We start from the raw sequence: 19,495 nt of genomic DNA on the forward strand, positions 1-19,495 counted from the left end.
GCTATCCACTTCCGACTAGGCACTGTGGAAGAGGTGGAGCAGTGAACGCGCAATGGATGGCAGCAGTGGCGGATGCACTGAGTGACCTGCAGGCGGCAAGAGCGGCTCAAGGCGCGGTGCTCGAGGCGGTGCGCGCCTCGCATCCGGCCCCCGCATCGCTGACTGGCTGCCAGGACCGCCTGTCGTCATCCCTGATGGCGACGGTTGCCCAACGCAAAGCCTTGTCGGCAGCGGCGAAGCCGGTCGAGGTTTACACGCTCGAACAGTTGGCGGCATGGAACGATCGCATCGAGCGCTGCGTCCCGCAGGCGAGGACGCAGTCGCAGGCCTGCTCGTTGCTAGGCTGCGCTGACCGAGCCCGTGCTCGACACCTGGCAGGTCGCCATCCAGCGTTTGGCGTAGTCATACGCGGCGCGTTGATCGGCAAAGGCGATGCTTCCAGGTTGGCAGCGGTGCAAGGTGATGCCGCCGGGCCTGGAAATCAGAAGCTCCGGCAGGAACTTTCCATCGCACGGAACGCTGTGGGCAGTGAGCAGATAATCGCCCACGTGCCGAATTGCGGTGACGCCCAATAGCAATCCTCCTTGATGGGCAGGCACCTACCTTCGTCCAACATCAGTGTCAGACGATTGGCTGTCGATGCTCGCCGGGTGACACGCCATCATTGAAGAAAACAGCGCAATCCACTATCGGCAATAGACGAACGTGACTGTAAGTATTTTCCTGACCCGCCAATGGCGGTGCCGCTGCCAACGCTCCGTGCCCGCGGCCTGTAAGGCTTGGCCCGGTCCTACAGGGCGGCCGACGGGATCGGATGCGCATTGCCTTCGGCCGGATTTGCGCGTGGCAGGGGACCCACCTTGATGAGCTGATCGATATTGTCGAGCTGCTGCATTTCCTTGAACCAGCTGGCTCCCCATCGCGCGCTGAGCCCCTCTGCGTTCAAGGACGACTGGATACGCCGGGCGACCGACACCAACCCGGCTTCGCTGCTGCCAGGCAGGAACAGGGCGAACTCTCCGCGCGCCAGCTGCGCCAGGCTGTCCTGGGGGCGGGTGGCCTGCTTCAGCAGGGCAATGGCCTTCGCTACGTTCTGCTCTGGCCCGACGCCGCCTACCGAGCTGTTGGCGTCCACGTCAAAGCGCAATACGCCGCCTTGCTCGTTGCGATGGCGATGATCCGCCGCTGCCTGCAGGACATCACGGAACGTCCCGAGATCGTGGAGGCCGGCCAACGGTTGTGCATTTTCCATGACCTGCGGATCAGCCGGCAGCCGTTGCACCTCGGCCAGGTGCTGGGCCCACGATCCGGCCAGGACCCGTCCAAAGGTTTCAACCAGCGGCAGGAGGTGCTCGAGTTTGTCGTCGACGACCCGGTTGTCCAGCCCGCAGAGCATCCCCTCGACCTTGCCAGGGATTCGAATCGGCACGCCCAGGTAGCTTGCGATACCCAGCCGTGTCGCCACGGCGGATTGGGCCAGGTGTTCGACTTTCTGCAGGTCTGGGGCGAACTGGGGGCCGCCCATGACGATCATGCTGCGGCACACCGACTCGGGCCAGCTCAAGGACTGGTCGACCTTCAACCCGAAGGAGGCGTCGGTGCAGCCACGGATGATCCAATGATCGTTTTTGACCTCGGCAAGCACCCAGGTTTTCAGCGGCGTCAGCTCGGCAAGCCGCTCAAGCAGCTCGCTCGCGGTGTCTGCCATGCCGGAGAAGGGGACTTGGGTTCTGAGTTCGGTCGACATGGAGCGGCAGCGTTTGGGATGCATCTGATATCGGCAGTAAAGGATCCAGCTATAGCGAGGCCTCGCGCCATTTTCTGAACGGCGGAAGGCCGCCACAGGGCTGGCGTAGGTCGGCCTGAAGTCGACATTCGGCAGGACCGCTGCCCACCACGAGATGGTGAACTGCGGAGGCGAGCGGGCGAGCCAGGCCGCTGCCGCAAGGGCGCAAGCGAGGCGTGGCAGGGAACATCGACGCCGACGGTAGAGGCGCCGGGCAGGCGAAGGCGCCAGGTGCGCCATGTCGTGGATATCGGTGATGTGGGGTAATCTGCGCCGTCCCGAGCATGACCGTCCATGCGGACACACACTTCTTCGATTGCCAAGCGTCCATTGGTTCCGGTAGGCCTCCACTGGGCGGGCATCGCCGTGCCATGGCTCGTGCTCGCGCTGGCCTACGCTCCCGCGGTGGCCCTGACATCGCTGGCCGACAAGCCGCGCGGTGCTCTGGGCCTGCTCGGTGCCTTCCTGTTTCTGGTGGGAAGCTACGTGCCTTGGGCAGCGCTCACGCCGACGCTTCTCTGGCTGTCCAGACGATGGATCATTGGAACAGGGCGAAGCGCGCGTCATCTGGCATTGATCGCCTTGACCGGCCTGGTGGCCATACCGGTGTTGACGGTGCTGGGCTGGGTGCTTGGCCATGGTCTCTTGCACCTGGCAGGGTTCGAGGGCATGGGGTGGCGTGATCTCCAAGGCGGCCAGGGCGCCCTCACCGCGACGACCCTGTTCGCTATTCCCCTTTATTTGGTCGTCATGGGGGCAGGGCAGCTCTGGGGCCACCTGGTCTTGAGAAGTGAGCGAGAGCTGCTGCTGGCCCGAGTGAACGAACAGGCGCTGCGGTCCAGGCTGCATCAGCACTTCATCTTCAATGCGCTCAATGCGATCGGAGAGCTTGGCTATCGTGACGCTGCTCGGGCGGACCTTGCGCTTGGCCATGTAGCGAACCTTCTTCGCGCGATGCTGGAAAGCGCGCCCGTGGTATCGCTAAGGGAAGAGATAGGCGCAAGCGCGGAGTTCATCGAGTTGCACCAGGTGCTGTCTGGTGACATCACGTTCAATATCGATGTAGAGCCGCGGGCATGGAATGCCCCGGTGTCCTCGATGGCATTGCAGCCGTTGCTCGAAAACGCCATCCAGCACGGAGCACGGGTGGGTGGCTTTGTTCGTATCGAAGTGAAGGCCATTGTCGAAAACGCCGAGCTCATGATCACTGTGGTGAACTCGATCGGTGGCGATCAGCCCAGGGGGCTGGGCATAGGGTTGGATCACCTGAGGAGGCGATTGGCTCTCACCCATGGCGCAGCGGCATCGTTGTCCACCGAGCGGCAGGCGACCTGCTTTGTCGCAACGCTCCGTCTCCCGGTAGTGACGGAGGCAGCGTGATTCGTACCCTGGTCGTCGATGACGTGGCGCTTGCGCGCGACCGGCTTGTGCGTTTTCTTGCGTCCGAGCCCGATGTCCTCGTGGTCGGTGAAGCGGCCACCCTCGAAGCCGCGCTTGTGCGGGCCAGGCTTGGAGATGTCGACCTGGTCCTGCTGGACATCGGCCTGCCCGATGGCAGTGGCCTGGACCTGGTGCGTCACCTGGAAACGCTCGTGCCACATGTCGTCTTCGTCACCGCCTACAGCGTGCACGCAGTGCGCGCGTTCGACGCCGGGGCACTGGATTACCTTCTCAAGCCGGTGGATCCCAAACGCCTGCAGCTTGCGATACGCCGCGTGCGGCAGCGCATCGACGGCAAGGGTGCGCAGACGGCCCGCCTGGCCGTCGACGTGGGGGATCGCACCGTCTACCTGGAACCGGCGCAGATTGACTATGTCGAGGTGGCGGGCCATTACGTCTGTATCCACGCCGGAAAGGACACGTATCTGCGCCGCGATAGCCTGGCAAACCTGGCCGATTGCCTTGAGCCACATGGATTTGTCCGTATCCATCGATCGTCCCTGGTGAATGTGACGCGTGTCGTGGCGCTCCGTCCGGCGCGGAACCAGGATGCTCAACTGGAGCTTCTAGGCGGCGCAACACTGCGGGTGAGCCGACAGTTTCGAGGACAACTCCAAGCGCGCCTGCCCACCGTGTCTCAGCCGCTGTTGCACGACTGAGGTCGTCGGACGCACGAGTCGCGCCACACGCAGCCAAAGCCAGGTGCGGGGGGCGCATCGTCCCGGTGTCCTTTCCCGATTTTTCCGTCATGCACCGACTCGCCATCGCCCTTGTTGCATTGCTGGGCTGCAACACCGCCTCTGCGGCAGATCTTCGCGTCTGGTCATTGGACAGCGGCGCAGATGCGCCCCTGGGTGTGCACGTCTCAGGCATGCGGCCCACCGAGCCTGTGGAACTCAGGCTCTCCATGAGGGATGCCAAGGGCAACCTCTGGCGCTCGAGCGCGCTGTACCGTGCGGATCTGGACGGCAGGGTGGATCCATCGAGCACGGCGTCGGAAGCGGGAACCTACGTCGGAGTCGATGAGGCGGGATTGTTTTGGTCGATGCGGCCGGAGGGGCCCGCCAGGCCTTCGCCCTTTCCCATCAGGAGGAGGGAAGCGGATCTCAGGTTTGCACCGGCTCAGTTCACGGTGGAGATGGTGCTGGCCCGGCGGGTAGTTGATACCGTCGAGATGCGACGATGGATCGATGGTGAAGGCGTCTCGGCATTCGCGGTGCATTCCCCCGGACTCGTTGCCCACGTTTACGCGCCCAGAAGTGCGTTGGTGGACGGACGCCGCCATCCCGCCGTCATTACCCTGGGTGGTTCCGAGGGGGGGATCGACAGTGCAGACATGTATGCCGCCTGGCTGGCATCGCATGGGTTTGTGGCGATGTCCGTTGGCTACTATCGCTTGCCTGGATTGCCCAAGGATCTCGTGCGGGTGCCGATCGATCCTGTCTCGGTGGCCGTGGATTGGCTACAGAAGCAACGCTACGTCGACCCATCCGGGATTGGAGTGCTGGGCGGCTCATGGGGCGGAACCATTGCGATGGCGGCGGCATCGCATGATCAGCGACTCCACGCCGTGGTTTCGCTGGTGGGAAGCCCGGCGCCCTTTCGGGGCATCCAGCGAGACGTCGAGCCGGCTGACTTCCATGCCGTCGACAAGCCCGGCTTGACCCTTGCAGGGAAGGACCTGCCATTCCTGCCCTACCGTGCGGGCGCCTCCTGGCTGGACGACACGGATTTGCAGGCCCAGGCGGCATTGAAGGCCGCAATGTTGCCCCTTGAAAGGATCAACGGCCCGCTGATGCTTGTCGCGGCAGGGGACGACCAACTGGGTCTTTCCGGCCAGATGGCGGCGGTGGCAAAGCGTTACCTGGCCCAGCACGCGCGCAAGCAGCCCGATCAGATCCTCTATTTCAGCGATGCGGGGCATCTGATCTCGCCGCTGTGGCAGCCAACAACCTACCGGCATGAGTTGGGTCCTCATCTTCAGGTCGGAGGCAGCCCTCAGGGGTATGCAAGAGCCGACCGGGAAAGCGGCGCGGCTGTCATTCGTTTCCTACGCGCTGCCCTGCAGCGATGAGTGATGGGCACACGTGTGCGATGCAATCGCAAATCAGGCCATGCGATCTGACAAACCAGCGCAGCGTCCAGGCTTGCCTCACGCTGTCGTCCGGATTCCGGCCTGCTGGATCAATTGCACTGCGGCCACGAAACCGGACACCAGTGGAGAAAGGTCGTCTGCACGGGTGGCCAGTGCGATAGGCGCGTGTAGTGTCTGGCCAGCGATCCTTCGGTAGGTGACGCCTTCGTTTTGAATGCGGCTGACCGATTGCGGAATGACCGACACGCCGAACCCCGCCGCCACCATGGGAATGATGGACGCGATCTGGGACGCCGCCTGTCCCAGGCGAGGGGTGAACCCCGCATCGCGGCAGGCGGCCATCACGGTGTCGTAAAGCCCCGTGCCGATGGTGCGAGGAAACAGGATCAAGGTTTCGCCCGCTGTGGCAGACAGGGGGAGCGGCGTTTCACCGTCGAGCGGATGGCCGCTTGGAACGGCGATGACCATCTCCTCGTCCACGAAGGGGCGCACCGTCACGCGATCATCCTGGTCAACCGGCGGGCGGATGAATGCCACATCCAGTCTGTTGTCACGCAAGCCCGCCAGCAGCGCGGGCGTATTGCTCTGTTCGGGCGACAGCACGACATCGGGGTGCCGGGTGCGAAAGGCCTGGATCGCTGCAGGAATGGCGGGGTTGAAATAGGTTGCGCCAGCAAAGCCGACACGCAACTGCCCGGCTTGCCCCTCGCCATGACGCCGCGCGTCGGCCAGGGCAGCGTCCAGCCGCGCAAAGATTTCGGTTGCCGACAGTTGCAGACTGCGCCCCGCAGCCGTGAGCTCCACGCCGCGTGACCGGCGACGAAAAAGCCGCGCACCGACAATGTCTTCCAACTGTTGGATCTGCATGCTCAGCGGCGGTTGCCGGATTCCAATCTTCTGGGCCGCACGCGTGAAGTGGAGTTCGTGCGCGAGAACGAGGAAGTAGCGCAGATGCCGGAGGTCGATGTTATTCATATCTGGATATCAAAAACGCGATTTTAATATATTGAAAGCTTAGCTACGATGCGTGCACTTCGAAATGCAAGGAACCACGCCGCCATGTCCCTCACAATCGCCGACCTGATCGCCAATACCCTCGCCGACGCGGGCGTGAAACGGATCTGGGGCGTCACAGGTGACAGCCTCAACGGCCTCAACGACAGCCTGCGCCGGCTCGGCAAGATCGACTGGATGCATGTGCGCCATGAGGAAACCGCTGCATTTGCCGCTGGCGCGGAAGCGGCGATCACCGGACAACTCGCGGTCTGCGCCGGCAGTTGCGGGCCGGGCAACCTGCATCTGATCAACGGCCTGTTTGACTGCAAGCGCAATCATGTTCCCGTGCTGGCGATCGCCGCGCACATTCCATCGTCGGAGGTCGGATCGGGCTATTTCCAGGAAACCCATCCGCAGGAACTGTTTCGCGAGTGTGCCGACTTCATCGAGCTGGTCTCCAACCCCGCGCAGATGCCCGGACTGCTGCATCGGGCGCTAAACACCGCCATCGGCCGTCACGGTGTCTCAGTGCTCGTCATCCCCGGCGATGTGGCGCTGCTGCCCGCCCCGGCGATCGCCCCCTTGAATGCCGCACTGCCCAAACCCGCGCGCACACTTCCCGCCGTCAGCGAAATCGAAACACTGGCGGAGCGATTGAATGCCGCCAGGACCGTCACCATTCTCGCCGGCAGCGGATGCGCGGGCAGTCACGATGCCCTGGTTGCGCTGGCGGCCAAGCTGAACGCGCCAATCGTGCATGCGCTCCGCGGCAAGGAACATGTCGAGTGGGACAATCCCTACGATGTCGGCATGACGGGGCTGATCGGCTTCTCCTCCGGCTATCACGCGATGCTGTCGAGCGACACGCTGTTGATGCTGGGCACGGACTTTCCCTATCGCGCCTTTTATCCCAACGGCACGCAGGTGCTTCAGATCGATCGTGACCCCGGCGCCCTCGGTAAGCGCGTTGCGCTGACGCAAGGGCTGGTCGGCGATGTGGGGGAGACGCTCGCAGCCCTCCTGCCGCTGTTGAACCAGCGCACGGATCGTGCCTTCCTGGAGTCGGCGCGCCAGCACTACGCGCAGGCGCGCAAGGGACTGGACGATCTTGCCGTTGCATCGCCGCCAGGAAGGCCGATCCATCCCCAGTATCTTGTTCGCCGTATCAGCGAGCTCGCAGCGCAAGATGCCATCTTCACCGCGGACGTCGGCACGCCGACGGTTTGGGCGGCACGCTATCTGGCCATGAACGGCAAGCGCCGCCTGCTCGGTTCATTCAACCATGGATCAATGGCCAATGCGTTGCTCCAGGCCATCGGAGCACAGGCGGCCGCGCCGGAGCGGCAGGTGGTGTCGCTCTCAGGCGACGGCGGATTTTCCATGATGATGGGCGACTTCATTTCCCTGTCTCAGCTCGGGCTGCCGGTGAAAGTGATCGTCATCAATAACGGCTCGCTGGGCTTTGTGGCAATGGAAATGAAGGCCGGCGGGTATCTGGACACGGGCACAGACCTGAAGAATCCCGATTTCGCCGCCATGGCGACGGCGATGGGTGTCAAGGGCATACGGGTGGAGCAATCGGACGATGTCGACGATGCGCTGCGCACGGCCTTTGCCCACCCCGGGCCGGTGCTGGTGGACGTGGTGACTGCCAAGCAGGAACTCGTGATGCCGCCAAAGATCCAGCTCGAGCAGGCCAAAGGCTTCAGCCTCTTCATGCTGAAAGCGCTCATCAACGGACGTGGTGACGAGGTGGTCGATCTTGCCCGCACCAACCTGAGGTTCTGATCGGATGATGGGCCTGGCAGATCCAGACGACCGAGCCGAAATCGTCCAGTCGCGGGCCGAGAAGCACGCCCGCGATGTCGCGTTCGTGCTGCGCTGCTCGGGGGCGGCGACCGTGTCCTTCATGCTCGGGCAGGCTGTCGGGCTCCCCCATCCGGTTTGGGCGGCAATGTCCGGCATCATCGTCTCCCAGGAGAGGCTGGGTGAAACACGCGACGCAACAGTGAGCCGTCTGCTCGGCACGCTGGTTGGCGTGGCCATCGCGGTGACGGTCGGGACGTTGACCACATCATTGGAGATCGACATCGCCGCCAAAGTCGCCATGTCCGTCGGGCTTGCGGCAGCGGTCGCGCGTCTTTATCCGCCTCTGCGGGTGTGCATGTGGACGTGCCCCATCGTGTTTCTGACTGAAGACCCGGAACGCTCCTATTTTCTGGTCGGTGTCTATCGCGGCACCGAGGTTCTTCTCGGGGGCATCACCGGTGCGCTGCTGCATGTCATGGCCGAGGCCGTTATCCGCCGGATCTTCGATCATGGTCGGCAATGACGGCGTGCGCGCAGCGCCCCCCATGGTCCGGTGAATGAGCGCGGGATGTCGAGCGGCATCGCCTCCGACAATGGCCGCACCTATGATGCGGACGTCGGGCGCTGCCTGGAGACCGAGGGATTGCGTTTATCGTCGCTGCTGGCGGAAGTGAGCGTGACGTTGTCGCGTTGGGTCCTGCTTGCGCGTTCGTCGCGATATGCAAGACCTGCGTGAGGCGGGCCCGCGCGCGCCGCGACACCGGGGAGGCGTGTTCGCCGGCACCGGGCCGATGATGGCTGCACATGGCCGTGCCAGCGGAGGCGCTACCGTGTGGGGCACATCACGCAGGCGGTCCGGTCGGGTATGGAACAGAAACAGCAAGAGTGGATGCAGGCCGTGACCGAGGCGCTCAGCGACCTGCTGGCCGCACGCGTGGCGCAGGCCACGCTGCTGGAGGCGATGATGGTCTCGCATCCCGATCCGGTGATGCTGCGCAAGGCGTGGGACGAGCTGTCGTCCCAGCGCATCGCGTATGTGGCGCAGAAAAAGGCGGTCGCCGCCGATCCACGGCCGATGGATGCCTACACGCTTGAGCAGTTCCAGGCGTGGGAAGAAAAGCTCAGCCGCTACTTTCCGCGTGCGCCGGATGCAGGGAGCACGGATGCGTGAACCCGCCCGCCAGTGGTCCAGTCGCGCGATCTAGCGGCGATGGGCCGGGCGGGTGTGACCACTGCATGTCGCTTGCGCACGCGGGCGCAGACGACTGACTGTGCCGGGAGCCGGTCATGGCTCCCGGCCCTGCGGTCGGTTGGTGCTGACATGGTTCCTGATAATCACTGCAGCCGCTGCTGCGGCCTGCGTCAGGCCACCGATGCGCGCAGTTTGGCCTTGTCGGCATCCAGGCGCAGGGTGGCAGCGGCAAGGCCGGGTGCGGTGGCCTGCAAGACGATGCTGCCGGCGCTGCGCGTGCTCTGCAGCAGGGCCGCACACAGTCCATTGAAGGCCTTGCGTTGCGGCGCCTTATCATCCTCATGGCTGGCGGGGTCGCCGTTGCCCACGCCGATCAACCGCGCAGGCCCGCGCAGCGCGAACTGCACCAGGTTGTCGGCGGTCGGCACCAGGCGGCCCTGCGCATCGACGATCTCCACCTTGACCACCGCCACGTCTTCGGCATCGGCGCGCACTGCATTGCGGTCGCAGCTCAGGCGGATCGCTGCCGGCTTGCCGGCCGTCTCGCGGCGTTCGCTGAGCACCAAGTTGCCGCCGCGATAGCCGCGTGCCTCGATCACGCCCGGTGCGTAGGCCACGCGCCATTCGACATGGCCATAGGCCGGCACCTGCTGCAGGCCCTGGCTGACGCCGTTGACCAGAAGTTCCACCGCTTCTAGATTGCTGTGGCACCAGACCTGGACGCGGCCCTTGTCATCGGGCTGCAACAGGCCGTCCCAGTTCCAGTGCGGGAACAGATGCAGCACCGGTTCGCTGGTCCATTGCGCGCGGTAGTACCAGTAGTTGTCCTTGGGAAACCCGCAGCTGTCGAGCACGCCGAACTGCGAGGCGACATTCGGCCAGCGGTTATAGGGCGTGGGTTCGCCGCGGTAATCGAAGCCGGTCCAGATGAAGCCGCCAGCGATATACGGGCGCTGCGCGACATAGCTCCACCAGGCTTCGGCGGTGCTGGCCCACCATGGGTGGTCGGTGTCGTAGGCGCGGGTGTAGCCGCGCGCGTCGTCGCGCTGGTAGTTACCGCGCACCGACACGGTGCTGCCGGTTTCGCTGCCGTAGATCGGAATGTGCGGATATTGCGCGTGGAAGCCATCCATCTGACTGGTGCGGTAGTTGAAGCCGACCACATCGACGACCTGGCCAACGCCATCGCCAAAGCCCTTGTCCATGGCGAAGGTGGTGGGGCGGGTGGGATCGAGCTGGCGCACGCGTTGCTGCATGCGGCTGACGATGCGCGCGCCGCGCTCGGTGACCTGCTGCGGCTCTTCGTTGCCGAGCGACCACAGGATCACGCTGGGATGATTGCGCCCGCGCCGCACCATTGTCTCCAGCTCGCCCATGGCTTCGGGGTCGGTGGACATGCGGCGGGTCTCTTCGATCACCAACATGCCGAGCCGATCGCAGAGGGCGAGCAGTTCGGGTGTGGCCGGATTGTGCGAGCTGCGGTAGGCGTTGCAGCCCATCGACTTGAGCTGGCGCAGGCGCCATTCGTGCAGGCTGTCGGGGATGGCGGTGCCGACGCCGGCGTGGTCCTGGTGATTGTTGGTGCCGTGCAGCTTGAGTGGCGCACCGTTCAACAGGAAGCCGCGTTGTGCATCGAAGACGGCCGTGCGCACGCCGAACGGGGTGACCAGCGCATCCACCGCCTTGCCATCGCTGTGCACGCTGGTGGTCAGGCGGTAGAGCTGCGGGGTGTCGATCGACCATAGCGCCGCTTCGCCGAGCGGCAGGGTCTGTTCGACGAGGTGCACCTGGCCGGGTGCAACGGTGACCGCGGTACTGGCTGCCTGTGCGACGACGCGTCCATCCGGCGCGGTCACGCGCGCCTGCACCGTGCACTGGCGCGGGGCGCTGCCGTCGTTGCGCACCTCGGTGGACAGTTGCGCGATGGCGGTGGTGCCTTGCAGCGTGCTGCGCACGAACACGCCGTCCTGCGGCAGATGCAGCGGGTCGGTCTTGTGCAACCACAGATGGCGATAGATGCCGGCGCCTTCGTAGAACCAGCCTTCGCCCAGCGTGGCATCCACGCGCACCGCAATCAGGTTGGGCTTGCCGTAGTCGAGCACCTCGCTGAGGTCGACCTCGAAGCCGCAATAGCCGCTGGCGTTGCGCCCGACGATGTGGCCATTGCAGAACACGATGCAGTCGCGGAACACACCGTCGAACACTAGGCTGATGCGCTTGCCCAGATCGTCTGCGGGAATCTGCAGCACGCGGCGATACCAGCCCACGCTGGTTTCCGGAAAGCTGGTGCCCAGCGGCTTGTAGCCGTGCGCGGCGGCTGGATCTTCCTCGGTGATGGTGGCCGAGATCGGTTCCTGCCGGAAGGGCAGGGTGACCGCCCAGTCGTGCGGCAGATCCAGCAGTTCCCAGCCACTGTCGTCGAAGCCGAGTTGCGCGGCGGTGGCGGTGTCCTTGCCCGCCTTGGCGAAGCTGCGCTGGAAGGTGCCGAACTCGAAGTCGCGCGCTGGGTCGCTGGCATGGCCCAGATGGAAGCGCCAGCCGAAGTCGAACAGCAGCCGTTTGCGCGGTGCCAGGGCTGCATCGCCGAACGCGGCAGGCGGCGTGGCGGGGTTACCTGCAGCTGGTGCTGCAGCGGCAATGCTGGGCAGCAACGCACCGGCCGTACCGACCGGAAGTGCGGCGCTTACGCCGCTGGCGAGCATGCCGCGCAGCAGCTCGCGGCGATTGATGCCGGTCATGGCTGGGTCCTCCTGCCGGCGTCGGTGGGCTTGCCTGGGGTGATCGGCGCAGGCTTGGCTGCTGCGGGCTGACCGGACGCCGGCACGCCGGTATACGGGTGGCGCATGAAGTCGATCGCCGGCAGCACGTCGTTGCCATGCTTGAAGTCGAAGAAGCTGGCGTTTTCCCACGACGAGCCGGTGCCCCAGCGCGTCTTGCAGCTGCTGCTGGTCCATGCCGGCTCCCAGTACACGACGCCGGCGCCGCCGGTGTCGATCACCAGCTGGGTGAGGTCGACCATATAGTGGAACTGGCCCTGCGGGGTGGCCGGGTAGCCGGCAATCAGCGAATCCTCGCCGAGCAGGTTGTGCGAGGTGTCGCCGGACTCCAGCGTCCACGGATAGGCGGTTTCCACCACCACCACGTCGGCGTCGTATCGGCCGCGCAGGCGCTTGATGGTCTTGCCCAGCTCGGCCATCGACTGGGTCGACCATTTGCGGTAGTAGCTGATGCCGATCAGGTCGTAGTCGGTGACGCCGGCCTCGGTGGCGGCGGCAAACCACGGCTCCACATTTTCCGGCTGGGCGATATGCAGCATCACCCGCGGCTTGATGGCCGAGCGTGCGCCGATGTCGCGCACTGCCTTGATGCCGGCGTTGAACAGCTTGGCGTTGCGCTGCCAGTCGATGGGGCGCTGCTTGTCCCACGGCTGGCTGTCCATCAGATCGGAATTGCTTTCGTTGCCCACCTGCACCAGCTCCGGCATCAGGCCGGCACGGTCGAGCGCGCTGAGCGTGTCATAGGTGAAACCGTACAGCGTGCGCGCCAGTTCATCGGTATCGGTGATGCTGGCCCAGGCCTTGGGAATCAGCTGTTTTTCGCCATCGGCCCAGTCGTCGGAATAGTGCAGGTCCAGCAGCACCTGCATACCCTGCGCACGTGCGCGCGCGATGGTCTTCTTGACGTCGGACAGGTCGCTGTAGCGGGTCCAGCGGGCGTCGTTCCACAACCGCACGCGCACCAGGTTGGCGCCATGCGCATGGAAGAGTTCGAATGGGTCCTTGACCACGCCGTTCTCGCGGTATTGCACGCCGCATTCCTCCATCTCGTTGACGTAGGACAGGTCCGCGCCCAGATACAGCGTGGCGGGGGCCGGGGCGGCGTGTGCGAAGGTGGAGATGGCCAGCGCGAGCAGCGCGGGTGTCCAGAGGCGACGTGTGGAGCGCATGCAATTCCTCGACAGATAGAGCGCGGAGCGGGTGACAGCCTGCCGCAGGCGGCGGTGCCGTCGTGCGGTCGGTGCGCAATCGCACCGCTGCTGACGGAGACGGTTGCGCACCGACCGCAGCTGTGGAGCGGTCGTAAAGCAGCGGTGTCGGTGGCGCCTAGAACTTGTAGGTCGCTTCCAGCGAGTAGCGACGGCCAAACACCTGGTAGCCGCCGTCGTCCTGGTTGGCCAGGCGGTTGGGCTTGTTGTCGGTATAGGCGCGCAGCGGTTCGTTGGTGAGGTTGCCGGCCTGGAAGCGGAAGCCGAGCTGCTTGCTGTACTGCCAGTTCAGGCTCAGATCCACCGTGCCTTCGCTCTGCAGCCGTGCCAGGCGCGCCGCATTCCAGCCATACACCACGGTGTAGGGGCTGTGGTACTTGTAACCCACGCGGGCTTCGAAGCTGCCGTTGCTGTACCACAGGTCGAAGGTGCCGGTCTTGCGTGCCAGCCCGCTCAACGGCAGCGGGTTGTTCTCTGGCGAGAACTCCTTGAGGTTGGAATCGACCAGCGAGAAGTTGGAGTAGACGCCGAAGTTTTCCATGTGCGGAATGAAGTAGAACGGCGTCTGGAAGGTGAGTTCCACGCCGTTGATATGCCCACCGCCGCCATTGAACGGGGCGCTGACCAGGTAGTCCAGGCCGTTGATGATTTCGCGGTCGGTACGGTAGCCGATGCTGGAATCCACTTCCTTGCGGTACACGGCCAGTGCGGCGAGCGCTTCCTTGTGGAAGTACCACTCGTAGGACAGGTCGACCTGGGTGGCCTTGAACGGATCCAGCTGCGGGTTGCCGCCGCTGCCGGTGAGCTGGCCGATGGTGACGTTGGGGTCGTCCAGGCGCCGGCCGGTGCGTAACTCGTCCAGCGGCGGACGCGCGATGACCTTGGCCACCGCAAAGCGCAGGATGCGTTGATCGTCGATCAGGAAGTTGACGGTGGCACTGGGCAACACGTCGGTGTATTCCTTGCGGTCGCTGCTGGCCTGCACGGTGGTGCCGACCGAATCGAAGCCATCGCTGGTGGTCTTGGTATTGACCAGGCGCACGCCGATATTGCCGGTGACATCGGTGCCGAACAGCTGCGAGCTGAAGACCGCCTTGGCGAAGGCTTCGCGCACGTCTTCCTTGACGTTCCAGTGGTCCAGCAACTGCTCGTTGAGCGTGGCCGGGTCGAAACCGCCGAAGCCGATCTCGGCGATGGCATCCATGTTGCCGCCGGTCAGCGTGGGCACGTTCAAGTCCGGCATGGTGACCGGGTAGATCAGGCCTTGATAGGCCGAGATCGGCTGGTCATAGCCGGACTGGTTGCTGATGAAGCGGCGGTTCTGCTTCTCGCGGCGCGCGGCACGTGCGCCGAACTCCAGCGAAGTGAAGGCGGCTGCATCGATCGAGCGGCTGGCGTTGAGCGCCAGCGCGGCGATCTTGTCGCGCAGCCCCTGCGGCTCGGTCTGGCCGGCGATGCCCCATTCGGGCGTATCCGAGCTGGTGCGGATGGTGGGGGTGACGCTGCGGCGGAAATCGAACGAGACGGTGTCCGGGTTGCTGCCGAAGCGCACCGCCTGCCAGGTGTTGTCGCGCTTGGCCTGAGAGAACGACAGGTCGCTGCCCAGCGTCCACACATCGCCGCTCCACTTGGCGTTCAGGCCGCCGGCGGTGAGCGTCTTGACCTCGTTGTAGTGGCTGACCACATGGTCGACCTGCAGGTTCGAATTGGCCAGCGTGCCGGCCACCACGTCGCCATCGACGATGGTGTAGGACGAGCCCGGCGTGGTGTACGGATTGGCGCCGGTCGAGAAGGTGCTGTAAGCCAGGCCGTTGAACCAGTTCTGCAACTGGTCTTCGTCGATCTCGATGCGCGAGTACAGGCCGTCGAACTTCAATTCGAAGTTGCCCGAGCGCCATTGCACGGTGCCCATCGCACCGGTGCGGGTCTGGTCGGTCAGCTTGAGCTGGTCGGCCGCGCCGAACGGAGTCGGGTCCACGGTCCCGTCGCCATCCACATCGCGTGAGGTGGTGGCATCGGTATAACCCCAGCTGCCGATCGAGGAGTTGGAATTCTTCTGCTTCTGGTAGGTGGCGCCCAGCGCAACGGCCAGGTTGTCGTTGATCTGGTGCACCCAGCTGGCGCCGAAGCGGCTGCCCCACGGGGTGTAGCCATCCACGTCCTTGGCGTGGTCGTAGAACACCGGGCCGGCGGTGCCGACAAAGCCCGGGCCGGTGTAGTCCAGCGGGCTGATGGTGGAGATGTCCACCGTTGCCGCGAGACCGCCGGCGACCAGGTCCGCCGACTGGGTCTTGTAGACCTTGACGGTGGAGACGATCTCGGTGGGAAACACTTCCCAGCGCACCGCGCGATTGGGCTCGGAGGAGGCGATCTCGCGTCCGTTGACGGTGCCCATGGTCATGCGCGGGCCAAGGCCGCGCACGGTGGCCAGGCTCTCGTTGCCGCGGTCGCGGGTGCCGTTGACGCCGGGCAGGCGCACCAGCGCTTCGGCCACGGTGACGTTGGGCATCTGCCCCATGTTGTCTGCGGAGATCACTTCCATGACGTGATCGGACATCTGCTTGGCCTGCACCGCCTGATTCAGGCTGGCGCGCTGGCCGATCACGGTGACGTTGTCGAGCGTGACCGGCGGCGCAGCCGCGGTGCTGGTGTCGGTGGCCGGCGCTGCGGCAGGCGCGCTGTCCTGCGCGTGCGCACTGAAGGCGGTGGCCAGCACGCAGGCGATGGTGGTGCAGAGGACGTCGCGCACGGGTGTGCGGCGCAGGCGCCGGCTGGCCGGGTGGCCGGTGTGGTGAACGGGCATCGTTTGATCCCTCCCAGGACAAAGTTACCGAATGAAATAGTGGCCGCTGGTGCGGCGCTCTGGCGCGGCTGCGCGCGGGTGCGTCCGGCGCGGGCATGGCGGTTGCTGCGGTATTGCGGTGTGGAGCCGATTGGTCGTTTGCGTGACGCTGTGACGATCGTCGATCGCCCTGGCGTCCCCCTGTCCTGCATGTGTCCGCTTCAGGGTAGAAGCGCAAGTCATTCCATTCCAATGAAGCATTTTGCGTGAGCTATCTCGCGTTGGAATGCTGCACTGCAGCGGTAGCGTCTGGTTCGTCACCGTTGCGGCGTGAGTTGCAGGTGCCGGGCAATGACGTGCCTGGTCGATGCGACGGGCCCTGCTCCCCGGTCAGCGTGCGCTGGCAGACAACCGCGGCAATGCCGGAAATGCGCGCTGCACGCAGTCGTTGCGTTCGCAGGTCAGGCAGCCGGGGCCGATCGGTACCGCATCGTCCACCGCATCCAGGTCCCAGCCGCGCGCATACACCAGCTGATCGGCATGGCGCAGGTCGCACCCCATCGCCAGCGCAAAGGTCTTGCGCGGGCGGCCATAGCCCGGCGCGCCGCTGCTGACCTGGCGCGCCAGCCAGAAATAGCGCCGGCCATCGGGCATGCGCGCGATCTGGGTGAGGATGCGGTCGGGCTGGTTGAAGGCCTCGTAGACGATCCACAGCGGGCAGGCGCCGCCGACATGCGAGAAATGGAAGTCGGTGGCCGAATGGCGCTTGGACACATTGCCGGCACGATCGACCCGCATGAAGAAGATCGGCAGCCCGGCCGCGCCGCGGCGCTGCAAGGTGCTGAGCCGGTGGCAGACCGCCTCGAAGCCGACGCCGAAGCGGTCGGCCAGCCATTCGATGTCGTAGCGCGAGCGCTGGGCGCTGCGCAGGAATTCGCCGTACGGCATCACCAGGGCGCCGGCGAAATAGTTCGACAAGCCAATGCGCGAGAGTGCAATGCGCTCGGCATCCTCGAAGCCGGCATCGGCGATGCGTGCGTCCAGCAGCGGTGCGCATTCCAGCAAGGCCAGTTGCGCGGCCATCTGGAAGGCCTGCTGGCCGGGGCGCAGATGCGCCGGCAGCCACAGCACGCGCGCCTGCGTATCCACGCTGCGCTTGTCGCTGTGCAGATCGGGCGCGTCCTGCACCAGCAGGCCGTGGCGGTCGGCCAGGCGTTGGCGCAGCCGCAGCGGCAGGTTGTCCGAGGTCAGGCCGAGTTCGGCGTACAGCGCCTCGGCGCGCTCATCCAGTTCCGGCAGATAGTTGTGCGCGCGATTGAAGTAGTCACGCACCTGCTCGCCCGGCGACAGCGAGGGCAGCGCGGCGTGGTCGGCGCCGATCTGTATTTCCAGCGCGGCGTTGCGCTCGAGCAGGTGCTGGTGGGCGCGGTGCAGGTCCAGCAGGGCCTGGGCCACCTGCGGCAGATTGCCGGTGAGCACACGCAGCTCGGCGGCCGACAGGCTGTGGCCCAGGCTGCGCAGCGATTCGTCCAGCGGCTCGACCAGCGCGGCCGGGTCGTCCAGGTCGAGCAGGCCGTCGAGATCGCCCAGGGTGGCCTTGAGCCGTTGCTGGATCGCCAGGGTCAAGGGGCGCTGGTTGCGTTCGATCTGGTTGAGGTAGCTCGGCGACAGGCCGAGCCGGCGCGCCAGCTCGGCCTGGGTCAGGCCGTGGCGCTGGCGCAGCCGCTGCAGGCGCAGGCCGAGCTGGTGACGGAGCGGGAGCTGCGACTGGGGCATTCGCAAGATTCGCAAAAGAGTGGCGGCAGCTTAGCGCGATTAAGCAGTCTCGGGCTGGGAAAGCCAGGTCGTGGTGCGAACAATGCGAAGCATCTGCACTGATCTTCTGCGAGCGAACCTGCAATGAGTGATTCCGTCCCGCGCGTGTCCCTGTTGATCGACGGCCAGTTCGTCACCTCCGCCAGCACCCAGTGGCAGGAGGTGGTCAACCCGGCCGATCAATCCGTGCTGGCGCAGGTGCCGTTCGCCACCACCGGCGAAGTGGACGCGGCGGTGGCTGCGGCCAGCCAGGCGTTCGTGAGCTGGCGCAAGACCCCGATCGGCACGCGTGCGCGCATCTTTCTGAAGTACCAGCAGTTGATCCGCGAGCACCTGCCCGAGCTGGCCGCGTTGCTGAGTGCCGAGCAGGGCAAGACCCTGGCCGATGCCGAGGGCGATGTGTTCCGTGGGCTGGAAGTGGTGGAACACGCTGCGGCGATCGGCAACCTGCAGCTGGGCGAGCTGGCCAACAACGTCGCCAACGGCGTGGACACCTATAGCCTGCTGCAGCCGCTGGGCGTGTGCGCGGGCATCACCCCGTTCAACTTCCCGGCCATGATTCCGTTGTGGATGTTTCCGATGGCCATTGCCACCGGCAACACCTTCGTGCTCAAGCCATCCGAGCAGGACCCGATGGTGACGATGCGGCTGGTGGAACTGGCGCTGGAGGCAGGCATTCCCAAGGGCGTGCTCAATGTCGTGCATGGCGGCGAAGACGTGGTCAACGCGTTGTGCGACCACCCGGACATCAAGGCGCTGTCGTTCGTGGGCTCCACCAAGGTGGGCACGCACGTCTATCAACGCGCCGCGCTGGCAGGCAAGCGCGTGCAATGCATGATGGGTGCGAAGAATCATGCCGTGGTGCTGCCGGACGCCAACCAGGAACAGACGCTCAACGCGATGGTCGGCGCGGCCTTCGGTGCTGCCGGCCAGCGCTGCATGGCGGCCTCCACGCTGGTGCTGGTAGGCGAGGCACGGCAGTGGATTCCGGCGCTGGTGGCCAAGGCCAAGGGCCTGAAGCTGGGCGCGGGCAATGCGCCGGGCACGGAGGTCGGGCCGCTGATCTCCTGCGCCGCGCGCGCACGCGTGGAAGGCCTGATCGCCTCCGGCGTGGAGCAGGGCGCCACGCTGGAACTGGATGGTCGCGCGCCCAGCGTGCCGGGGTTCGAGCAAGGCAACTTCGTCGGCCCGACGATCTTTTCCGGGGTCAGACCCGGCATGCGCATCTACGACGAGGAAATCTTCGGCCCGGTGCTGGTGATCCTGGAGGCCGCCACGCTGGATGACGCCATCGCCCTGGTCAATGCCAATCCCAACGGCAATGGCACCGCGTTGTTCACCCAGTCCGGCGCGGCGGCGCGGCGTTTCCAGGAGGACATCGATGTGGGCCAGGTCGGCATCAACGTGCCGATTCCGGTGCCGGTGCCGCTGTTTTCCTTCACCGGCTCGCGCGCCTCCAAGCTCGGCGACCTGGGCCCGTACGGCAAGCAGGTGGTGATGTTCTACACCCAGACCAAGACCGTGACCGCGCGCTGGTTCGACGACGAGACGCTGGGCCACGGCGTCAACACCACCATCTCCCTCAAGTGACCTGA

15 protein-coding genes are annotated in these 19,495 nt (G+C 65.3%); 9 read left to right on the plus strand and 6 right to left on the minus strand.

Features of this window, described 5'->3' with window-relative positions; genetic code table 11:
- Window positions 1-41: 41 nt before the first annotated feature.
- Window positions 42-575 carry a hypothetical protein gene (locus CPBF1521_RS21770; protein WP_321186582.1) on the plus strand — a complete coding sequence of 178 codons (534 nt, stop codon included), beginning with the start codon at window positions 42-44 and terminating at the stop codon, window positions 573-575.
- 215 nt (window positions 576-790) lie between these two features.
- Here the strand turns inward: CPBF1521_RS21770 and CPBF1521_RS06710 are convergent, their stop codons facing one another.
- On the minus strand, window positions 791-1,747 hold the full coding sequence (locus CPBF1521_RS06710; RefSeq protein WP_115676396.1) for a GAF domain-containing protein: 957 nt from the start codon (window positions 1,745-1,747) through the stop codon (window positions 791-793).
- A gap of 333 nt (window positions 1,748-2,080) precedes the next feature.
- On the opposite strand from CPBF1521_RS06710, the gene CPBF1521_RS21630 reads away from it, so the two are divergent.
- The 3 genes from CPBF1521_RS21630 (at window position 2,081) to CPBF1521_RS06725 (ending at window position 5,300) form a co-directional block, all read left to right on the plus strand.
- The gene (locus tag CPBF1521_RS21630) at window positions 2,081-3,166 is read left to right on the plus strand and encodes a sensor histidine kinase (RefSeq protein WP_115676397.1); all 1,086 of its coding nucleotides are present in this window, start codon (window positions 2,081-2,083) and stop codon (window positions 3,164-3,166) included.
- A complete protein-coding gene (locus CPBF1521_RS06720; RefSeq protein ID WP_235858404.1) occupies window positions 3,163-3,885 on the plus strand; it encodes a LytR/AlgR family response regulator transcription factor in 723 nt (240 codons plus the stop codon). Before CPBF1521_RS21630 ends, CPBF1521_RS06720 begins: the two co-directional genes overlap by 4 nt.
- A 65-nt stretch (window positions 3,886-3,950) precedes the next feature.
- The gene (locus tag CPBF1521_RS06725) at window positions 3,951-5,300 is read left to right on the plus strand and encodes an acyl-CoA thioesterase/bile acid-CoA:amino acid N-acyltransferase family protein (RefSeq protein WP_126943429.1); all 1,350 of its coding nucleotides are present in this window, start codon (window positions 3,951-3,953) and stop codon (window positions 5,298-5,300) included.
- Between the two features lie 78 nt (window positions 5,301-5,378).
- On the opposite strand, the gene CPBF1521_RS06730 is transcribed toward CPBF1521_RS06725, so the two are convergent.
- Window positions 5,379-6,296, minus strand: coding sequence for a LysR family transcriptional regulator (locus CPBF1521_RS06730; protein ID WP_208415327.1), 918 nt, complete (start codon window positions 6,294-6,296; stop codon window positions 5,379-5,381).
- Between the two features lie 96 nt (window positions 6,297-6,392).
- On the opposite strand from CPBF1521_RS06730, the gene poxB reads away from it, so the two are divergent.
- The 4 genes from poxB (at window position 6,393) to CPBF1521_RS06745 (ending at window position 9,297) form a co-directional block, all read left to right on the plus strand.
- Window positions 6,393-8,105 carry a ubiquinone-dependent pyruvate dehydrogenase gene (gene poxB / locus CPBF1521_RS06735; protein ID WP_201798620.1) on the plus strand — a complete coding sequence of 571 codons (1,713 nt, stop codon included), beginning with the start codon at window positions 6,393-6,395 and terminating at the stop codon, window positions 8,103-8,105.
- A 7-nt stretch (window positions 8,106-8,112) separates the two neighbouring features.
- Complete coding sequence (locus tag CPBF1521_RS06740) at window positions 8,113-8,649, plus strand: FUSC family protein (protein WP_181901114.1); 537 nt, start codon at window positions 8,113-8,115, stop codon at window positions 8,647-8,649.
- A gap of 45 nt (window positions 8,650-8,694) precedes the next feature.
- A complete protein-coding gene (locus CPBF1521_RS21465; RefSeq protein WP_181901115.1) occupies window positions 8,695-8,862 on the plus strand; it encodes a hypothetical protein in 168 nt (55 codons plus the stop codon).
- A 129-nt stretch (window positions 8,863-8,991) separates the two neighbouring features.
- Window positions 8,992-9,297 (plus strand): hypothetical protein, encoded by a 306-nt coding sequence (locus tag CPBF1521_RS06745; protein ID WP_016903192.1) that lies wholly within the window; start codon window positions 8,992-8,994, stop codon window positions 9,295-9,297.
- Between the two features lie 191 nt (window positions 9,298-9,488).
- On the opposite strand, the gene galA is transcribed toward CPBF1521_RS06745, so the two are convergent.
- The 4 genes from galA to CPBF1521_RS06765 all read right to left on the minus strand — a co-directional run bounded on the left by galA (window position 9,489) and on the right by CPBF1521_RS06765 (window position 17,861).
- Window positions 9,489-12,056, minus strand: coding sequence for a beta-galactosidase GalA (gene galA / locus CPBF1521_RS06750; RefSeq protein WP_115676401.1), 2,568 nt, complete (start codon window positions 12,054-12,056; stop codon window positions 9,489-9,491).
- Window positions 12,053-13,264 carry a glycoside hydrolase family 53 protein gene (locus CPBF1521_RS06755; RefSeq protein ID WP_115676402.1) on the minus strand — a complete coding sequence of 404 codons (1,212 nt, stop codon included), beginning with the start codon at window positions 13,262-13,264 and terminating at the stop codon, window positions 12,053-12,055. The genes galA and CPBF1521_RS06755 overlap by 4 nt, the downstream gene beginning before the upstream one ends.
- 157 nt (window positions 13,265-13,421) lie before the next feature.
- Window positions 13,422-16,106, minus strand: coding sequence for a TonB-dependent receptor (locus tag CPBF1521_RS06760; protein WP_104650516.1), 2,685 nt, complete (start codon window positions 16,104-16,106; stop codon window positions 13,422-13,424).
- A 369-nt stretch (window positions 16,107-16,475) separates the two neighbouring features.
- Window positions 16,476-17,861, minus strand: coding sequence for a short-chain fatty acyl-CoA regulator family protein (locus tag CPBF1521_RS06765; RefSeq protein WP_115676403.1), 1,386 nt, complete (start codon window positions 17,859-17,861; stop codon window positions 16,476-16,478).
- A 123-nt stretch (window positions 17,862-17,984) separates the two neighbouring features.
- On the opposite strand from CPBF1521_RS06765, the gene CPBF1521_RS06770 reads away from it, so the two are divergent.
- Window positions 17,985-19,490 carry a CoA-acylating methylmalonate-semialdehyde dehydrogenase gene (locus CPBF1521_RS06770; RefSeq protein ID WP_104585518.1) on the plus strand — a complete coding sequence of 502 codons (1,506 nt, stop codon included), beginning with the start codon at window positions 17,985-17,987 and terminating at the stop codon, window positions 19,488-19,490.
- Window positions 19,491-19,495: the final 5 nt, after the last annotated feature.

This window comes from Xanthomonas euroxanthea (genome assembly GCF_900476395.1).
Lineage (GTDB): Bacteria > Pseudomonadota > Gammaproteobacteria > Xanthomonadales > Xanthomonadaceae > Xanthomonas > Xanthomonas euroxanthea.